This is a genomic window from Evansella vedderi, assembly GCF_030813435.1.
In the GTDB taxonomy this organism is placed as follows: Bacteria; Bacillota; Bacilli; order Bacillales; family Salisediminibacteriaceae; genus Evansella; species Evansella vedderi.
The window spans coordinates 1-17,756 of sequence record NZ_JAUSUG010000005.1; the positions used below are offsets into that span (position 1 = coordinate 1).

Annotated in this window: 18 protein-coding genes; 14 read left to right on the plus strand and 4 right to left on the minus strand. The window is 39.4% G+C overall.

From position 1 onward, the window contains the following. Window positions 1-30: 30 nt before the first annotated feature. Entirely contained in the window at window positions 31-762 is a 732-nt protein-coding gene (locus J2S74_RS07530) for an urease accessory protein UreH domain-containing protein (protein WP_307324366.1), read from the plus strand. Between the two features lie 34 nt (window positions 763-796). On the opposite strand, the gene J2S74_RS07535 is transcribed toward J2S74_RS07530, so the two are convergent. Continuing rightward, complete coding sequence (locus tag J2S74_RS07535; protein WP_307323763.1) at window positions 797-1,336, minus strand: transcription repressor NadR; 540 nt, start codon at window positions 1,334-1,336, stop codon at window positions 797-799. After that, window positions 1,326-2,474 carry an IscS subfamily cysteine desulfurase gene (locus J2S74_RS07540; protein ID WP_307323766.1) on the minus strand — a complete coding sequence of 383 codons (1,149 nt, stop codon included), beginning with the start codon at window positions 2,472-2,474 and terminating at the stop codon, window positions 1,326-1,328. Before J2S74_RS07540 ends, J2S74_RS07535 begins: the two co-directional genes overlap by 11 nt. 148 nt (window positions 2,475-2,622) lie before the next feature. Here J2S74_RS07540 and nadB point away from each other — a divergent pair, with 148 nt between their 5' ends. The 13 genes from nadB to J2S74_RS07605 all read left to right on the plus strand — a co-directional run bounded on the left by nadB (window position 2,623) and on the right by J2S74_RS07605 (window position 15,141). After that, on the plus strand, window positions 2,623-4,233 hold the full coding sequence (nadB, locus tag J2S74_RS07545) for an L-aspartate oxidase (RefSeq protein ID WP_307323769.1): 1,611 nt from the start codon (window positions 2,623-2,625) through the stop codon (window positions 4,231-4,233). Then, a complete protein-coding gene (gene nadC, locus J2S74_RS07550; RefSeq protein WP_307323772.1) occupies window positions 4,214-5,053 on the plus strand; it encodes a carboxylating nicotinate-nucleotide diphosphorylase in 840 nt (279 codons plus the stop codon). The genes nadB and nadC overlap by 20 nt, the downstream gene beginning before the upstream one ends. A 3-nt stretch (window positions 5,054-5,056) precedes the next feature. Then, window positions 5,057-6,160: a quinolinate synthase NadA gene (nadA, locus tag J2S74_RS07555; protein WP_307323773.1), complete on the plus strand. Its 1,104-nt coding sequence runs from the start codon at window positions 5,057-5,059 to the stop codon at window positions 6,158-6,160. A 435-nt stretch (window positions 6,161-6,595) separates the two neighbouring features. Beyond that, a complete protein-coding gene (locus tag J2S74_RS07560; protein WP_307323775.1) occupies window positions 6,596-7,744 on the plus strand; it encodes an acyl-CoA dehydrogenase family protein in 1,149 nt (382 codons plus the stop codon). An 11-nt stretch (window positions 7,745-7,755) separates the two neighbouring features. Continuing rightward, the gene (locus tag J2S74_RS07565; protein WP_307323777.1) at window positions 7,756-9,090 is read left to right on the plus strand and encodes an acetyl-CoA carboxylase biotin carboxylase subunit; all 1,335 of its coding nucleotides are present in this window, start codon (window positions 7,756-7,758) and stop codon (window positions 9,088-9,090) included. Window positions 9,091-9,236: 146 nt separating this feature from the next. Then, window positions 9,237-9,455: an acetyl-CoA carboxylase biotin carboxyl carrier protein subunit gene (locus J2S74_RS07570; protein WP_307323779.1), complete on the plus strand. Its 219-nt coding sequence runs from the start codon at window positions 9,237-9,239 to the stop codon at window positions 9,453-9,455. 16 nt (window positions 9,456-9,471) lie between these two features. Continuing rightward, window positions 9,472-10,359, plus strand: coding sequence for a hydroxymethylglutaryl-CoA lyase (locus J2S74_RS07575; RefSeq protein WP_307324368.1), 888 nt, complete (start codon window positions 9,472-9,474; stop codon window positions 10,357-10,359). Between the two features lie 35 nt (window positions 10,360-10,394). Continuing rightward, the gene (locus J2S74_RS07580; protein ID WP_307324371.1) at window positions 10,395-11,162 is read left to right on the plus strand and encodes an enoyl-CoA hydratase; all 768 of its coding nucleotides are present in this window, start codon (window positions 10,395-10,397) and stop codon (window positions 11,160-11,162) included. Window positions 11,163-11,187: 25 nt separating this feature from the next. Then, a complete protein-coding gene (locus tag J2S74_RS07585) occupies window positions 11,188-12,717 on the plus strand; it encodes an acyl-CoA carboxylase subunit beta (protein WP_370875983.1) in 1,530 nt (509 codons plus the stop codon). Between the two features lie 292 nt (window positions 12,718-13,009). After that, window positions 13,010-13,702, plus strand: coding sequence for a CoA transferase subunit A (locus J2S74_RS07590; protein WP_307323781.1), 693 nt, complete (start codon window positions 13,010-13,012; stop codon window positions 13,700-13,702). A gap of 17 nt (window positions 13,703-13,719) precedes the next feature. Beyond that, the gene (locus tag J2S74_RS07595) at window positions 13,720-14,370 is read left to right on the plus strand and encodes a CoA transferase subunit B (protein WP_307323784.1); all 651 of its coding nucleotides are present in this window, start codon (window positions 13,720-13,722) and stop codon (window positions 14,368-14,370) included. Window positions 14,371-14,507: 137 nt separating this feature from the next. Next, the gene (locus J2S74_RS07600; protein ID WP_307323786.1) at window positions 14,508-14,720 is read left to right on the plus strand and encodes an alpha/beta-type small acid-soluble spore protein; all 213 of its coding nucleotides are present in this window, start codon (window positions 14,508-14,510) and stop codon (window positions 14,718-14,720) included. 172 nt (window positions 14,721-14,892) lie between these two features. Next, window positions 14,893-15,141 carry a hypothetical protein gene (locus J2S74_RS07605; protein WP_307323788.1) on the plus strand — a complete coding sequence of 83 codons (249 nt, stop codon included), beginning with the start codon at window positions 14,893-14,895 and terminating at the stop codon, window positions 15,139-15,141. Between the two features lie 193 nt (window positions 15,142-15,334). On the opposite strand, the gene J2S74_RS07610 is transcribed toward J2S74_RS07605, so the two are convergent. Together J2S74_RS07610 and J2S74_RS07615 are read right to left on the minus strand one after the other, a co-directional pair. Continuing rightward, the gene (locus J2S74_RS07610) at window positions 15,335-16,426 is read right to left on the minus strand and encodes an ABC transporter ATP-binding protein (RefSeq protein WP_307323790.1); all 1,092 of its coding nucleotides are present in this window, start codon (window positions 16,424-16,426) and stop codon (window positions 15,335-15,337) included. 206 nt (window positions 16,427-16,632) lie between these two features. Then, the gene (locus tag J2S74_RS07615; RefSeq protein WP_307323792.1) at window positions 16,633-17,550 is read right to left on the minus strand and encodes a PucR family transcriptional regulator; all 918 of its coding nucleotides are present in this window, start codon (window positions 17,548-17,550) and stop codon (window positions 16,633-16,635) included. Between the last annotated feature and the right edge of the window lie 206 nt (window positions 17,551-17,756).

Sequence of the window (17,756 nt, forward strand, 5' to 3'; positions counted from 1 at the left end):
ATAGTCTATAACAAATTAGGAGAATTCACCATGTATTATTACGTAGAGCAAATTAGTTACTTTTTGAGAGAACCCTTTATGAATGCAGCGAATTCTATGGAATCCATTCCTATTATTTTTGCATTATTAATTGGTTTAGTTGGAGCAATGGCCCCTTGTCAATTTTCAAGTAATATTAGTGCCATTACTTTATACGGGACACAATCCTTAAATAAAGGAATTTCTTGGTCCAATACTATTTTCTTCGTTTTAGGAAAAATAGTGGCTTTTTCAGGTCTTGGATTCATTGTGTTCTATCTTGGACAGGAGTTTCAGCAGCAGCTACCACTATTTTTTGAGCCTATGCGAAAGGTTATAGGACCAATATTAATATTGATCGGAATTTATATGTTAGGTGTATTTAAAATGAAGTGGACCCTGAGTCTTTGGAAACAGCAGTCCACAGAGAAGAAAAGAAAAGGAAAATGGGGAGCATTTATGCTGGGCTTTAGTTTTTCCTTAGCCTTTTGCCCAACCATGTTTATCTTGTTTTTCGTGTTGCTAATGCCAATGACGTTATCAACTGCATATGGAGCAGTACTGCCAAGTTTATTTGCCATTGGAACGTCGATTCCTTTTATCATTGCCATTTTATTAATCTGGTACTTAGGACTAAGCGGTAAGGTGTTGAAAAAAGGAAGAAAAGTGGGCCTCATCGTCCAGCGAGTGGCCGGAAGTATCATGATATTAATTGGGATATTGGATATTTTAACCTTTTGGTAAGAGGTTGACTCAAAAGTGTTTTTTGAGTCGACTTCTATTCCTTTAATAAAAACCCGGCATCTCCTAATGCCTTCACAGCATCATCTATATCTTCTTCTGACTTCGCTTCAAGGGTATGGAGATGAATTCCATCCGTAAGTTCTGATAAGTAGGATGCTTTCGTTTCCTTTATTCTTACCAAGAACTGCTTCACTTCTTTTCTGTTGCTCACCATGATGGAGGAGGTAAGGTCTCCGTACACAGGATGTTCTATTTTTACATCCTTTACCGTTACCCCATGATCCACTATAATATTTAGCTCTTCTTCTGTTCGCTCTGGAGGGTGATAACAGGCAATAATTCGAGAAAAAGGTAATGTTTTCTCGTCTCCTTCTGACAAAATATAACCTTGACTTGTTGCCATAATCGGGATGTTCTTTGCCTTTAACAGGGAAATATCTTGAACAATAACTTGCCGGCTTACATTTAATTCTTCTGCTAAAGCACTTCCTGTTTGAGGTTTTTTTCGTTCCTTTAATAAACTTAATATCTTATATCTCCGCTCTTCCCCATACCATTTTTTCTTATTCTCCAATCACTTTCCCCTCCTTCTCATATACACAATTTACAATTCTAGTAGCTGTTTCTAGTATATCCTCTCGGGTATTATGAATTCCCATGGAAATTCGAAAAAAACGTTTGGCTTCTTGTGAGGTTCGGTGTAATGCTTTCATCGCTATGGATGGCTCTAGCTTTTCCGATTGACATGCACTACCTGTAGAAATACATATCCCATGACGATCCAATGTGAGAAGCATGTATTGCCCTTCCAATCCGTGTATTCCCATCCCGATAATATGTGGGAGCTGATTTTCTATATCTCCTTCTACTTTTATTAAATGGGATATAGGTGACAACTGTTCAAGTAGCAGTTGGCGGAGTTCCCTCATATACTCTAAGTTTGCCTTCTGCTCCTTTTCCATATCCAGTGCAGCCGTTGTAAAGGCGGCAATGCCTGGTGTATTTAACGTCCCCTGTCGAAAACCACTTTCATGGGTAGTTAGTAAATCCGCCGGTTTCCACTTCACATTTTTGGATAAAAAGACAGCACCGACTCCTTTAGGACCGTAGATTTTGTGGCTAGAAATGGAGAGAGCATCAAGCTGAAACTCTACCACATTAATAGGGATTTTTCCAAAGGACTGTACACAATCACTGTGAAAGATTACATCGTGCTTTTTTAGAAGACTACCAATCTCTTGCATCGGTTGAATAGTACCTATTTCTGAGTTCACATGTTGTATAGAGGCTAAGATAGTGTCCGGTCGTATGGCTTCTTCTAATTCATTTAATCGAACCTGTCCATCATTATTCACTCCTACGTATGTTACATTCACCCCATTATTTTCTAATTTATGAAAAAAGGAATGGACGGAGGGATGCTCCATCGTCGTTGTTATCACATGATTTCCTCTATATTTATTCCCTAAATAAAGGGATTCCAACACCCTTAAATTGGATTCTGATCCACCACTTGTAAAAAAAATCTCTTGAGAATCTGCATGAAATAAATTCGCAATTTCTTTACGACATTGATTTAATAATAGCTTCGACTTTTCCCCTTGCTCGTGTAAACTGTTAGTATTTGCAAAGAATTCAGTGCTCGCTTTCACAAACGTTTCCACAGCATTTTGTGACATGGGTGTTGTTGCCGCATGGTCTAAATAAATCATTATCATCCCTCATTTTCGTTAGTAAATATTTTCATAGACATGTAGATTTACGCCCCTTTAGAATGCCTTTTAAAAAAATGCTCTTGTCATTAGTTTAAATTTATGTAAATATAGGTGTCAAGACACATGTAAAAAAGGGTGTAACGAAATGAGTGATAAACAGGTCATTATCGTGGGATCGGGAATGGCTGCTCTCATTACTGCCGTAAGACTTTCCAAAGAAAAGAATGTGAAATTATTTACAAAAAACTTTTCCTCAGGTGGTAATTCTTGGCGTGCCCAAGGTGGTATGGCAGCGGCAATTCATGAGCAGGACCATCCATTTGATCATTTGCAAGATACACTGGAGGCAGGGTGTTTTCATAATGATTCCAAAATGGTATCCATTCTTGTTGAAGAAGGAGTCGTCCGTACGAAGAAGTGGATCGAACAAGGTATGGTCTTTGACAAAAAAAATGGCGATTTCTCCCTTGGAATGGAAGGTGCTCATCGTAAACGTAGAATTCTGCATGCTGGTGGCGATCAAACAGGGTTCCATTGGATGACCTTTTTACACGAGCAAATAGCGATGCAATCAAACCTTCTAATCTATGAAAAGGAAGCTGTTATTGATTTCATCGTGGAAGAGGGCGAATGCAAAGGTGTTCTAACGAAGGATGGGGATGGTGAAATTCGAGAATACCTTGCTTCTGCTACTATTCTAGCGACAGGTGGCTGCGGTGGAATTTTTGAAGCAACGAGCAATGATCCTACGATTATTGGTGATGGGATTGCCATGGCTTACCGAGCGGGAGCAGCCATATCTGACATGGAGTTCATGCAATTCCATCCAACCCTTATTAAATACAATGGAAAAGTCATTGGATTAGCCTCGGAAGCTCTTCGGGGAGAAGGGGCAAGGCTTGTTGATTCCAGTGGGAAATTCATTATGGAGGGAAAACATCCCTTAAAGGATTTAGCTCCAAGAGATGTGGTTGCACGTGTCATTGAACAGGAAACGAAACAAGGTAATCAAATTTACTTAGATATAAACCCTATTAAAGACTTTGAAAATTGCTTTCCTGCGATCTATTCTATGTGTAAGAATTCACAAATTCCATTAGAAGAGGGAAAAATTCCAGTTACCATTGGAGCTCACTTTTTAATGGGGGGAGTAATGACAGATTCCGTTGGAAGAACAACCATACCACGTTTATTTGCCGTTGGTGAGGTTGCCAGAACAGGGGTGCATGGAGCCAATCGCTTAGCCAGCAACTCGTTATTGGAAGCCCTTGTCTTTTCCGAAAGAACAGCAGAGTTTATTTTACAAACACATTCTCAAGCCTCCTTCAATGGCAAAAAGGGATTTGTTAAGGGAGGCATCAGGAAACCTTCCTACAGTTCATTGCATCCGTACCATACGAAAGGGGAAATTCGGAAACGTGCCACTTATGCCCTTGGAGTGGAAAGGAATGGGGCTGACATGGGTGAACTTATTCGTTGGCTTGAGAGTTCGAATCAAATAGATTTGCATATAAACAACGACCGCAGTCAGTGGACCAATGAGGAAATACAGTGTTCTAATATGCTGATTACCACTTGGTTAATGGCAAGCTCTGCTTATCAACGTACAGAAAGTATTGGAGCCCATTTTCGTGTAGACTACCCAACTCAAGATAAACGGAAATGGCTGGGAAAACAAATAATGAGGGAGCTTGAGACAGATATCAGATTAAAGCGAGTAGGAAGGGGAGCATCCAATGAACAAGCTATTACTTAGGGAACAATTACTCCATTTTTATAAAGAGGATATAGGTTTTGGGGACAAAACCTCGGAAAGCATGTTTACGAATGAAAGAAGCAAAGCTATTTTTTTAGCTAAAGAAGACGGAGTTTTTTCTGGAGAGATAGTATTAAGGGAAGGCTACAAAATACTAGAGGAAGATATTCATTTAACATTATTAAAAAAAGATGGTGACAAGGTTTCCGTGGGAGATGTGATCGCAGAGGTAGAAGGTCCAACCATTGATATATTATCAACCGAACGGGTTTTATTAAATCTTGTACAGCGAATGAGTGGAATTGCCACCTTAACAGCGAAGGTTGCGGAGAAGCTAGCAGGTTCCAACACAAAGGTTTGTGATACTCGAAAGACAACTCCTGGACTAAGGATGCTTGAAAAGCATGCAGTATTTTGCGGTGGTGGATCTAATCACCGACTACGGTTGGATGATGCGGTGATGATTAAAGATAATCATATTGCTCAATGCGGTTCCATCCTCGATGCAGTAAAACGGGTTCGAGATCATGTAGGGCACACCATGAAGGTTGAGGTGGAGGTGGAGTCATTAGAAGCATTAAGGGAGGCCATTGAAGCAAAGGCAGATATTATAATGTTTGATAACTGTACGATGGAAGAAGCAATGGCGTGGTGTAAGGAAACACCGAGTCATATTATAACCGAGGTTTCTGGAGGCATTACTATGGAGACCGTTGAGGAGTATGGAAAAACTGGCGTAGATTATATTTCCATCGGTGCCTTAACACATTCTGTGAAAGCGTTAGACATCAGTCTTGATATAAAGGGATTGGAGGAGTAAAACATGGGGACAATCAATTTATTTGAAAGCTTACAAGCAACGATTCCAGAGGAATATAAAAAGCGATCCACATTAGAGTTGGAGGCCCGGGTTAATGAAATCAAAAGTAAATTAGGTAAGCGTTTATTTATTCCAGGGCATCATTATCAAAAGGATGAGGTCATCCAATTTTCAGATGCTACAGGAGACTCCTTACAGCTGGCACAGATTTCTGCTGCAAATCAGGAAGCGGAATACGTTGTATTTTGTGGTGTACATTTCATGGCCGAGACGGCTGATATTTTAACTGGGGAAAATCAAACGGTTGTGTTACCAGATATGCGTGCGGGCTGTTCGATGGCGGATATGGCAAATATGGAGCAGACAGAGCGGGCATGGGGGAAGCTTGTGGAACGTTATGGTGATACGATTATCCCATTAACTTACGTAAACTCCACTGCTGAAATTAAAGCATTTGTTGGGAAAAATGGTGGGGCAACCGTCACCTCTTCCAATGCAGAAAAAATGTTGAAATGGGCTTTTAGGCAGAAGAAACGAATTTTATTTTTACCAGATCAGCATTTAGGTAGAAACACAGCATTTGATCTAGGGATCCCATTGTCAGATATGGTAGTTTGGAACCCTCGAACAGATGAATTTGAAGGAGACGCCCATGATGATGTAAAGATGATTTTGTGGAAGGGGCATTGCTCTGTTCATGAAAACTTTAGGTTAGAGCATGTGGAAGATCTTCGTGCAAATGAGCCAGACCGAAAAATATTAGTTCATCCTGAGTGTACCCATGACGTTGTGCGAGCTTCAGATTTAGACGGTTCCACAAAATACATTATTGAGACGATTGAGCAAGCACCAGCAGGAAGCAAGTGGGCCATCGGTACGGAGATGAATCTAGTAAATCGACTAATCGATAGTCACCCAGATAAGGATATTGTTTCCTTAAATCCTGAAATGTGTCCTTGCTTAACGATGAACCGCATTGACTTGCCGCATTTTGTTTGGGCTTTAGAGCAAATTGAAAAGGGCCAACCAGTAAACGAAATTCGTGTAGATGCTGCCATTGCAAAGGATGCTAAGCTAGCTATTGAACGGATGTTTGAGAATGTGTAGTAGATTAATATAATATGTAAGAGTTTCTGAACTCCTTGTCTAATGTAGATGAGGAGTTCTTTTGGGTTTATAGTACGGGATCGATAGGGATGGATAACGAGGCATTGACGTTTACATTCAAATTAGGTTGATGAAACGCAAAGATGGGAGAGACAGAAGATAGCTTCCGTCTAACTGTCATTTTTTTCCCCAATTAGAAATATAGTTAACTTAGGGATAAGCACCACCTACCTATGATCCCAAAAATTAAACTGTTCACCACATCACAAAGTTACAAATATTATAAATTCGTTGTCAATTCAGAAAATATTACCTATAATTAAATTACTTGGAGATAATCTGAACGAATGCTCAGTCAGTAAAGTGGTCAGGTTGTTTCCTTTTATTTCGAATGGAAATGTAAGCCTTTACATGTTAAAGAATGGGGGAAAATGAATGGATTTTTCATTTACAAAAGAGCAACTGATGATTCGGGACATGGTTAAGGAATTTGCAGAAAAGGAGATAGCACCACTAGCTGAGGAGCTAGATCGGACGTCACAATTTCCAATTGAGAACTTTAAAAAGATGGGGGAGCTTGGACTATTAGGCATTCCTTTTCCTGAAGAATATGGGGGGGCAGGAGGGGATACACTTTCCTATATTTTAGCTGTGGAGGAGATTGGAAAGGCATGTGGCGGTACAGGGCTTAGTTATGCTGCAGCAGTTTCCCTAGGTGCTGCACCACTATTTTATTTTGGAACAGAAGAACAAAAACGTGAGCACCTTGTTCCTTTAGCGAAAGGGGAAAGCTTAGGTGCATTTGGACTGACGGAGCCAAATGCAGGTTCAGATGCTGGTGGAACTCGGACGAAAGCTGTTTTAGATGGGGATTATTATGTGATAAATGGAGAGAAGTGCTGGATTACCAACGCTAGCTTTGCAAGAACCGTGATTATAACAGCTGTAAACGGAACGGATGAGAGAGGTAAAAAGAAAATATCGGCTTTTATTGTCCCTACAGACACTAAAGGTTTAACCATTCGAGCGGAGTATGAAAAAATGGGGGTCCGTGCTTCAGATACGACGGAAATCATTTTAGAAGATGTAAGAGTCCCAAAAGAAAATATACTTGGCGACCTAAATAAAGGATTCGGACAATTTTTATATACATTAGATGGAGGTAGGATTTCTATCGCAGCATTAGCTCTTGGTGTGGGAAGAGCTGCCTATGAAGCAGCACTCCAATACAGTAAAGAAAGAAAGCAGTTCGGGAAACCGATCGGAAGCTTCCAAGCCATCCAGTTCAAACTAGCGGACATGGCTATGGAGTTGGAGCTGGCACAGAACATGATCTATAAAGCAGCTTGGTTAAAGGACCAAGGAAAACCTTTCAAGAAAGAAGCAGCTTTTGCTAAACTATTCGCTTCGGAAGCAGCAACAAGGGCATGTAATCAAGCTATTCAAATTCACGGTGGTTATGGATACATGCGGGAATATCATGTGGAGCGTTTCCTGCGAGACGCAAAGCTTCTAGAAATCGGTGAAGGAACATCTGAAATTCAACGTATGGTTATTGCTCGAGAAATTGGCTGTCCAAGATAGGGGGAAACTTTTTGTTTAAGAAATTACTCATTGCAAATAGAGGGGAAATTGCAGTAAGAATTATTAAAACATGCAAACGATTAGGAATTAGGACGGTTGCTGTTTATTCAGAGGCAGACCATGAGAGTCTCCATGTAAAAGTGGCAGATGAAGCAGTGAATATTGGAGGGCCCAGGGTAAATGAAAGCTATTTAAATATGGATTCTATTCTTCAAGCTGCTGAAGAAACAAACGCGGATGCCATTCACCCTGGCTATGGTTTCCTATCAGAGAATGCCACCTTTGCAAGGAGAGTGGAAGAAAAAGGGATTTCCTTTATCGGTCCAAAGGCAGAGGTCATACAGCAAATGGGAAATAAAATAGAAGCAAGAATGAGGATGGAAAAAGCCAGTGTTCCAGTAATACCAGGTGTAACCTTAAGGGATACGGATGAAAGAACGGTAATAAAAGCAGCGAGGCAAATTGGCTATCCCATTATGGTAAAGGCCGCTTCCGGAGGTGGAGGCATCGGGATGCAAAAGGTGGAGCATGAGGATGAGATAATGAAGGTCGTTTCCTCTGTTGTGAAAAAATCAGAAACTTTTTTTGGATCGGGAGATATCTACCTTGAAAAATATATTGAAAATCCAAGACATATTGAAGCCCAATTAGCAGGGGATATGTATGGAAATGTAGTTTGTCTAGGAGATAGGGATTGTTCCATTCAACGGCGGCACCAAAAAATTATTGAAGAGGCACCTTCCCCGTTTTTATCCCAAGAAGGAAGGGAAAGGTTATATAACGTTGCAGTTTTGGCAGGAAAATCAATTCAATATACCAATGTAGGTACTGTAGAGTTTTTAGTAGATGAAGAGGAAAATATATATTTTTTAGAAATGAACACACGTCTGCAGGTGGAGCATCCTGTTACAGAGGAAACCACAGGTCATGATCTTGTGGAATGGCAGTTAAACATTGCTGCTGGAAAAGAACTTCCTCCAGTTAATGATATTCAAGGTCATGCTGTTGAGGTTCGGATATATGCAGAGGATCCGGTTACATTTTTTCCATCACCAGGAAAACTAGAAAAATGGTCCTTTCCACAAATGGAAAACATCCGCTTTGATTTTGGAGTTAGTGAAGGGAGTACAGTTACACCCTTTTACGATCCTATGATTGGAAAGGTAATTTCGAAAGGTAATACAAGGGAAGAAGCTATCGATTTACTTATTTACTGCTTAGAAAAGTCGAACGTTCAAGGAATAAAAACGAATATTCCAATGTTGATTAGTTCTTTAAATAATGCTGTTTTTCGTGACGGGAAAGCTACAACGGATTTTGTTAATCGTCATATAAAAGGAAATTAATCTTATAAGGCTGTTTTCTAAAAGATTTTAGGAGAATAACTCAGTGGCTTGGATAGTCGCCGCCTTGCGCTACTCCAAGCATTTGAAAAAGTAACAAAGTTTGCATAAAAACAGCCTATTACCCAAAAGGAAAGGGAGGAAACAGGATGAAAGAAGTTAGGGCAACGATGGCGGGGAATGTATGGAAAATACAAGTTGCAGTAGGGGATGAAGTGAAAGCTGGGGATGAAGTAGTTATCCTTGAATCTATGAAAATGGAAATACCAATCACCACTGAAGCAGATGGAATTGTGGAGGAGTTAAAGGTAGAAGAGGGAAGCTTTGTAAATGAAGATGATGTGTTAATAACACTTAAGAGTGAATAAGGAGAGTTTATTTTTAATGGATTTACCAAACAAGGTACAAATCAAAGAAGTGGGTCCAAGGGATGGATTACAAAATGAAAGGAAATTCATCTCCACAGAGGCAAAGGTGGAATGGATTAACCAACTTAGTGAAACGGGGATGAATTATATAGAAATTACCTCCTTTGTCCACCCAAAGTGGATCCCAGCCCTTTGTGACGCAGTAGACGTAGCAGCCCAAATAAAGCGAAAAAAAGGCGTAACCTATGCAGCTTTAGTGCCAAACAGTAAAGGGCTGGAAAAGGCGTTAGCAGCAAACCTAGATGAAATTTCTGTCTTTATGTCTGCGAGTGAAACTCACAATTTGAAGAATATAAATAAGTCTATTAACAATACATTTCCAGTTCTAGAAGAAGTAGTGAAAGGAGCCCTTTCTGCAGGTAAAAAGGTTCGTGGTTATGTTTCCACCGTGTTTGGCTGTCCCTATGAAGGTGTTGTTCCCCTACATTCTGTAAAAAAGGTTACAAACAAGCTTTTTGAAATGGGAGTGTACGAAGTTTCTTTAGGGGATACGATAGGGGTTGCCAATCCACAACAAATGGAAACCGTTTTGACGGAGCTGGAGAAAACCTTTTCAGTCTCTTCCCTCGCTTTGCATCTCCATGATACAAGGGGAATGGCTCTGGCAAATACTTTAGTTGGCTTGACAAAGGGCATAACAGTATTTGATAGTGCCGTTGGAGGTTTAGGGGGATGCCCTTATGCAAAAGGGGCTTCTGGAAATATAGCTACAGAAGATCTTCTCCATATGCTTCAAGAAATGAAAATCGATACAGGAATAGACTTTGACCGTTTAATGAATGCAGCGAAATATATAGAAAAAATAATAGATAAGCCGTTACCAAGCCGCCAGCTGAAGCTTTAAATGGTTCAAAAGGAGTGAAAACTATCTTGGAATATATGGATGTTTCCATAAAGGGACATATTGCCTATCTGACTTTGAAGAGAAAAGGAAGTGCCAATGCCCTTTCCCAAGCATTGCTTGATGAAATGATGACTGTATTTCAGCAATGGAAATTTGATCCTTCGATTCGCACCATTATCATTACTGGTGACGGAGATAATGTTTTCTGTGCTGGTGCAGATCTCAAAGAACGAAGAGATATGAACGAGACCCAAGTGAGGCAAGCGGTAAATAAAATACGTCAGACCATCCAGATGGTAGAGGACATGCCTATCCCCGTTATTGCAGCCATCAATGGTTCAGCCATCGGAGGTGGATTGGAGCTTGCCCTAGCCTGTGATTTAAGACTTGCGTCGGATCAGGCTAAGTTTGCATTAACAGAAACTACCCTTGCAATTATCCCAGGGGCTGGAGGTACTCAGCGTTTACCACGGGCAATAGGTACACAGCGGGCAAAGGAAATGATTTATACAGGGAAAAGAATAACTGCAGAAACTGCTGAATCGTGGGGACTGATCTTGAAAGTAGTTTCCCAAGACTCTTTATTGGAGGAAGCGACGAAACTTGCCAATGAAATAGGACAAAATGGACCAATTGCAATAAAACAGGCAAAGTTCGCCATAAACCAGGGGATCGAAGTAGATTTAAAAACAGGCTTATCCATAGAAGAAAAGGCATATGAATTAACTATACCAACAAAGGATCGAAAAGAAGGGCTAACTGCTTTTAAGGAAAAACGGTCACCTGTGTATACCGGAGAGTAATTGGAGAATAAATGAGGTGTTTATATTGAGTAGAGAAAACCGTTGGGAAGAAATTGTTACAGAAATTGAAAAGGGCGGCCCTACTAAATATCATCAAGCTAATGAAAAAAAAGGGAAGCTTTTCGTTCGGGATCGATTAGGTAGATTATTTGATAATGGTGAATGGAAAGAAGATGGTAAATTCGCTAACTGCCAAAAGGAAAGTTTACCGGCAGATGGCGTGGTTACTGCTATTGGTAAAGTCGCTGGTCGAACGGTTTGTGTAATGGCCAATGACTCTACTGTTAAAGCTGGTTCATGGGGTTCCAGAACCGTGGAGAAGATTATTAGGATACAAGAAACAGCGGAAAAACTGGAGGTACCACTGATCTATTTAGTGGATTCTGCTGGTGCAAGAATTACGGACCAAATTGAAATGTTCCCTGGCCGCCGTGGGGCTGGACGTATTTTTTACAATCAAGTGAAATTATCAGGAAGAATCCCGCAAGTTTGCATACTTTTTGGACCATCTGCTGCAGGAGGTGCGTATATTCCTGCCTTTTGTGACGTAGTCATGATGGTAGATGGGAATGCTTCCATGTATTTAGGATCGCCAAGGATGGCGGAAATGGTCATTGGAGAAAAAGTTTCTTTGGAAGAAATGGGTGGAGCAAAGATGCACTGCTCTGTTTCAGGCTGTGGTGACATCTTAGTGAACACAGAAGAAGAAGCAATTGAAAAGGCAAAAGCCTATTTAAGTTACTTTCCGTTGAATTATTTAAATCGACCTCCATCTGCAGAAGCAGTAGAACCAAAGGAATTAGATAAATCATTGGAAGAAATCATTCCGGAAAATCAAAACGCCTCCTTTGATATGTATCAATTTATCGACGGAATTATTGATGAAGATAGCTTTTTTGAAATAAAAGCACTTTTCGCAAAAGAATTAATAACAGGATTTGCAAGAATCGATGGAAGGCCAATAGGTATTATTGCCAATCAACCAAGACAGAAGGGAGGAGTATTATTTCACGATTCAGCAGATAAAGCTGCAAGGTTTATTACCCTTTGTGATGCCTTCCATATTCCTTTATTATTTTTAGCTGATGTGCCTGGTTTTATGATTGGAACAAAAGTGGAAAGGGCTGGTATTATTCGTCACGGTGCAAAAATGATTTCTGCTATGTCCGAGGCTACTGTTCCAAAGATATCGGTCATCGTACGAAAAGCTTATGGTGCTGGATTATATGCCATGGCAGGACCTGCCTTTGAACCAGATTGCTGTATTGCCCTGCCGTCAGCTCAAATCGCTGTCATGGGACCAGAAGCTGCTGTAAATGCTGTCTATGCTAATAAAATTGAATCTTTACCTATAGAGGAGCGACCAGCTTTCATTCAAGAAAAACGAAAAGAATATCAAGAAAATATTGATATTTATCGTCTTGCTTCAGAATTAATTATTGATGATGTAGTACCTGCTAATGAGCTTCGAAATAACCTTGTGGATCGTTTTGAGATTTATTCTTCTAAGTATCAAGTGTTTTCTCATCGGAAACACGCGGTTTACCCAGTATAAATGTGATTCACGGCAAGAATCCACTTGTAACATATTCGAGTAATCTTTTGGCTGTTTTCGTAAACTTTGTTGCTTTTTTATAAAGCTTGGAGAAGCGAAAGGCGGTGACTCCAGTGGGAAAAGCAACGGCTGAAGACACCGTAGTGTGGATTTCCAGAGTAGGCTGAAGCGTTGCCCGCGGGGAACCAGGTCGGTGACATTACGCCTGTAGCAGATCCAAGCCATATTATATTTCTTTTGCAGCTAATCTATTTAAAAGTAATTTTTATTACGAAGAATGGGAGGGGAAATGATGAAGGAGGTATTAACGTCATTTACTGATGCAGTGGCAGACATTAAAGACGGATCGACACTTTTAGTAGGTGGATTTGGGTTGTGTGGTATTCCAGAAAATTTAATTAAAGGCTTACGGGAAACAGGGGTAAAGGATTTAACTGTTATTTCCAATAATTGTGGAGTAGATGACTGGGGTTTAGGTCTTTTATTAGAAAATAAGCAAATAAAAAAAATAATGGCATCCTATGTAGGTGAAAATAAAGAGTTTGAACGGCAAGTTCTTGCTGGGGAGTTAGAGGTTGATCTTATTCCTCAAGGTACCCTTGCTGAAAGGATACGGGCGGGAGGTGCTGGCATATCAGCTTTTTATACTCCAGCGGGAGTAGGAACGAAAATTGCAGAAGGGAAAGAAGTAAGGGTTTTTGACGGTAAAGAATATTTGTTGGAACGTGCCATTACGGCTGACTTTAGTCTCGTTCGAGCCTATATAGGAGACCGCCATGGAAACCTTATTTATCGAAAAACAGCCCAGAATTTTAATCCAATGATGGCTGCTGCAGGAAATGTAACCATTGCAGAAGTGGAGAACCTTGTGGAGGCAGGAGATCTTAATCCAGAACATATCCATACTCCTAGCATATATGTTAATAAACTCATCATAGGTAAACAGGAGAAACGAATTGAGCGAAAAACATTAGCCCAATCTTAAGGTGAGGAGGGGAAAAAATGAGTGTCGATAGGAAAGCTTTGAGAGAAAAAATTGCACGAAGAGCAGAAAAGGAAATTTATGATGGGGACTATGTAAATTTAGGAATAGGTATGCCTACAATGGTAGCAAATTATATTTCTGATAATAAGCAAGTAATTCTTCAATCAGAAAATGGCCTCTTAGGTATCGGCCCATTTCCAACGGAAGAAGAATTAGATCCGGATCTAATTAATGCTGGAAAAGAAACGGTAACCGCAGTAAAAGGAGCATCCTATTTTAGCAGTGCCGAATCCTTTGCAATGATTCGGGGCGGCCATATTGATGTGGCCATTTTAGGAGCAATGGAAGTTGCGGCCAATGGAGATTTAGCCAACTGGATGATTCCAGGAAAAATGATTAAAGGTATGGGCGGAGCAATGGACCTTGTCCATGGGGCAAAAAAAGTCGTAATCATTATGGAGCATGTCAATAAAAATGGGGATCCGAAAATTTTAAATAAATGCAGCCTTCCTTTGACAGGTAAAGGGGTGGTAAACAGAATTATTACTGATCGTGCAGTTATTGATGTGACAGATAAAGGTCTTGTTCTAAAGGAGATTCTTGGTAATGAAAGCTTTGAAGACATTCAAGCTATAACGGAGCCTCCTCTTATAAATGGTATTAGTTAAGAAATATTTAAGGTTGATAATAAGGGAGAGAACCTTTATTAGCAACCTTTTATTTTTTACCTAAAAATTGTTAATGAGATTTTTACATACATGGGCTCTTTTGATTCATACTATGGTTACGTCAGGAGGTGAGAAACATGCCAAACAACAGAAGCAACAACAACAATCAACTTCTTGTACCTGGTGTACAACAAGCACTTGACCAAATGAAGTATGAAATTGCACAAGAGTTTGGAGTTCAACTTGGTGCTGATGCTACTTCTCGTGCTAACGGATCTGTTGGTGGAGAAATCACAAAGCGTCTAGTATCTATGGCTGAGCAACAATTTAGTGGTCAGCAACAACAATAATTAAATGAATAACATGGCTGTATAGGGGATGGACAAGCTCCATCCTCTTTTTTAGATTTTAACCATTATATTCTACCAAATAATAGCCTAATTTCCAAAATTACAGTGACTAGCATTAAAGGATTTGATAAATCCTAAAATTATATAATTTGTATCTTGGAGGCTCTCTAAAATGAGTTATTGTCCAGCTTGTAATGGTATTGAGAATATAAGTCAAAACTGTCCTTCATGTGGATCTTTAATGGAGGACAAGGGAAGATGGTTTGATTATTTTGATGATTATAGTGCTTATATGCCAATAAATACAATGAAACTATTTGATGGAATACAAAATGACTTGCAACAAGAAACATGTCCTCATCTTCTATATTGTGAAAACTGTCATAATGACTCCGTTATATTAATCCAAGAACAAAAATAAAGGCTCTTTCGCAACTTTGTTACTTTTTTAAAAAAGCTTGGAGAAGCGAAAGTTTGTGACTCCAGTGGGAAAAGCAACATTCTTTTATTGCGACGAGTAATCGCAGGAGCAATCTATACGAAAAGAGTCAAATGAAGAAGGGGGAGTCATAAAGGTTTTTTAAAACCTTTTGACTCCCCCTTTTTATTATAGATTAGCGAATACGTAATTCTGTTTCAGGATCAAAGAAGTGACATTTGTTCATGTCGAACGCCATTGTTAAAGTGTCACCGCTGTTCACGTCTGTACGTGAGTCAACACGTGCAATAAAGTCTTGGTTACCTACCTTAGAGTATAGGAATGTTTCTGCCCCCATAAGCTCTGCTACATCGATGTATGCTTCAAACTGTGAGTTTTCAGATGCTTCTAGGAATACAGGCTCATCATGGATGTCCTCAGGACGAATTCCTAAAATGATCTCTTTGTTATTATAAGCCTCAACAAGCTTTAATTTTCCAGCAGGTACTTTTACTTTATGGTCTCCTACATGGAAGTGTCCATCTTTAAGTGTACCAGTTAGGAAGTTCATAGAAGGTGATCCAATGAATCCGCCTACGAATACGTTTTCTGGATAATCATAAATATCCTTTGGACGACCTACTTGTTGAATTAATCCGTCTTTCATAACAACGATACGTGTCGCCATTGTCATGGCCTCTGTTTGGTCGTGCGTTACATAGATCGTTGTTGTTTGTAGACGTTGGTGAAGTTTTGTAATTTCCGCACGCATTTGTACACGAAGCTTTGCATCAAGGTTCGATAATGGCTCATCCATTAAGAATACTTTAGGATTACGTACGATTGCACGACCTAATGCCACACGCTGACGCTGACCACCAGACATTGCTTTTGGCTTACGGTCAAGCATTTCTGTTAAACCAAGAATTCTAGCTGCTTCTTTTACACGCTTTTCAATTTCATCTTTTTTGAACTTACGAAGCTTTAGACCAAATGCCATGTTATCGTAAACGTTCATATGTGGATATAGTGCATAGTTTTGGAATACCATTGCGATGTCACGATCTTTAGGAGCTACATCGTTCACTAGCTCATCACCAATGTATAGCTCTCCTTTAGAAATATCCTCAAGACCTGCAACCATACGTAGTGTAGTAGACTTACCGCAACCAGATGGACCTACGAATACGATAAATTCTTTGTCTTCAATATCAAGGTTGAAATCTGTAACCGCTGTTACGTCACCATCATAAATTTTGTAAAGACCTTTAAAAGTAATGTCTGCCATGATTTCCACTCCTTATTCTATGAACGTTACGAATTTGAAACGCTCAAGATTGAATTAATTTGATAGTCTTAGTGTAACTTGTAAAGGGTTACAAAACTATTGTAAGAGTGCACAAAAAAAAACTAGATTTTTGTGCAACCTGCAAACGATTACAAGAAAAGAAACTCTATCGCCCCAAGTAAGTAGGCGATAGAGCAGGAAAGCAGCTAGTCATCCCTTCTAGCTGGTTCAAGCATTGTGAACATAAAGTAGACTGCAACGGCATTAGGAAAACGTTTTATATCAATAGATGTTTTTTCAATAAATTTATCTACTCTGTATTGGAGTGTATTACGGTGCATGTACATCTTTTTTGCCGCTAAGCTCGTATTTAAATTACATTCTAAATAAACCTTAACGGAGTCTAATAGGGTACGGTCATCTAATACAGGAGTAAGTGAATGGAGGATTGTTTTTTTCGTTTCCTCTGTCAAGTCCTTCAAGAAAATATAAGGGACGATATCCTGTTCCACAAATAAATTCTTTGCTGTTGCAGCTGGCCTTGCCATCTCAAAAACCTTAGATTCCCAACGAAACCTTTCCTTTATTTCACCTAATTCTGTAATAGGTGATCCTACGTATAAAGTAAGCTGAACAAAAAAATCGGACATGATTGTATCTATCAACGACTCTTCTATTTCATCATCTTCGAAATGATCATCGATTAATTGTACAAGCACTCCTTTATTAGTAGAAATCCACAACAAGTCATTAGTGGATGAAAATAAGTTTTTCATTGCTTCCTCAAAATCAGATTGATCCGCAACGGTGCCTTTAAAATTAAAATGAATAAACCTGCATGGGAAAGTAAGTATCTTTGAAACTTTCCCTGTATCCATTTCTTCATTGAGAATTAAACAGTTATATAGAACCTCTTCAAGCATTGATTTCGGATGAAAAATGTGTTCATCCTTTACTTTGAATATCGTTTCAAGGAGATTTACTTCATCCTTGGATAATTTTCTCCTGTCAAATGTAACGGTATCTCCCATATCATCTGCAATTGTTAGCTGGTATGATTTTGATAACACGCTAACGTCATGTATAATTGCGTGCTTATAATTTTGTTTTAAGCGATTTAACATGTAAACCTTACCCCTTTATAAAACATGGGCAAATTGTTTTCTTTGATTTTCCCCAATAGCCCTTCAATATTCTTACAGAATTTATAGTACTCATTATATAAAAGTAATAAGGTTAATTCCATCATTCTTTTTGTTTCAATAATTATTAAAAATGAAGAAGGGTGTCTCAAAGGTATGTTTTTATCCTCTAGAGACACCCTCTTTCT

Excerpts from the sequence above, each read along its gene's own strand:
- J2S74_RS07530 (WP_307324366.1), top strand. The coding sequence starts at position 31 with ATGTATTATTACGTAGAGCAAATTAGTTACTTTTTGAGAGAACCCTTT.
- J2S74_RS07540 (WP_307323766.1), bottom strand. The coding sequence starts at position 2,474 with ATGATTTATTTAGACCATGCGGCAACAACACCCATGTCACAAAATGCT.
- nadB (WP_307323769.1), top strand. The coding sequence starts at position 2,623 with ATGAGTGATAAACAGGTCATTATCGTGGGATCGGGAATGGCTGCTCTC.
- nadC (WP_307323772.1), top strand. The coding sequence starts at position 4,214 with ATGAACAAGCTATTACTTAGGGAACAATTACTCCATTTTTATAAAGAG.
- nadA (WP_307323773.1), top strand. The coding sequence starts at position 5,057 with ATGGGGACAATCAATTTATTTGAAAGCTTACAAGCAACGATTCCAGAG.
- J2S74_RS07560 (WP_307323775.1), top strand. The coding sequence starts at position 6,596 with ATGGATTTTTCATTTACAAAAGAGCAACTGATGATTCGGGACATGGTT.
- J2S74_RS07570 (WP_307323779.1), top strand. The coding sequence starts at position 9,237 with ATGAAAGAAGTTAGGGCAACGATGGCGGGGAATGTATGGAAAATACAA.
- J2S74_RS07575 (WP_307324368.1), top strand. The coding sequence starts at position 9,472 with ATGGATTTACCAAACAAGGTACAAATCAAAGAAGTGGGTCCAAGGGAT.
- J2S74_RS07580 (WP_307324371.1), top strand. The coding sequence starts at position 10,395 with ATGGATGTTTCCATAAAGGGACATATTGCCTATCTGACTTTGAAGAGA.
- J2S74_RS07590 (WP_307323781.1), top strand. The coding sequence starts at position 13,010 with ATGAAGGAGGTATTAACGTCATTTACTGATGCAGTGGCAGACATTAAA.
- J2S74_RS07595 (WP_307323784.1), top strand. The coding sequence starts at position 13,720 with ATGAGTGTCGATAGGAAAGCTTTGAGAGAAAAAATTGCACGAAGAGCA.
- J2S74_RS07600 (WP_307323786.1), top strand. The coding sequence starts at position 14,508 with ATGCCAAACAACAGAAGCAACAACAACAATCAACTTCTTGTACCTGGT.
- J2S74_RS07605 (WP_307323788.1), top strand. The coding sequence starts at position 14,893 with ATGAGTTATTGTCCAGCTTGTAATGGTATTGAGAATATAAGTCAAAAC.
- J2S74_RS07610 (WP_307323790.1), bottom strand. The coding sequence starts at position 16,426 with ATGGCAGACATTACTTTTAAAGGTCTTTACAAAATTTATGATGGTGAC.
- J2S74_RS07615 (WP_307323792.1), bottom strand. The coding sequence starts at position 17,550 with ATGTTAAATCGCTTAAAACAAAATTATAAGCACGCAATTATACATGAC.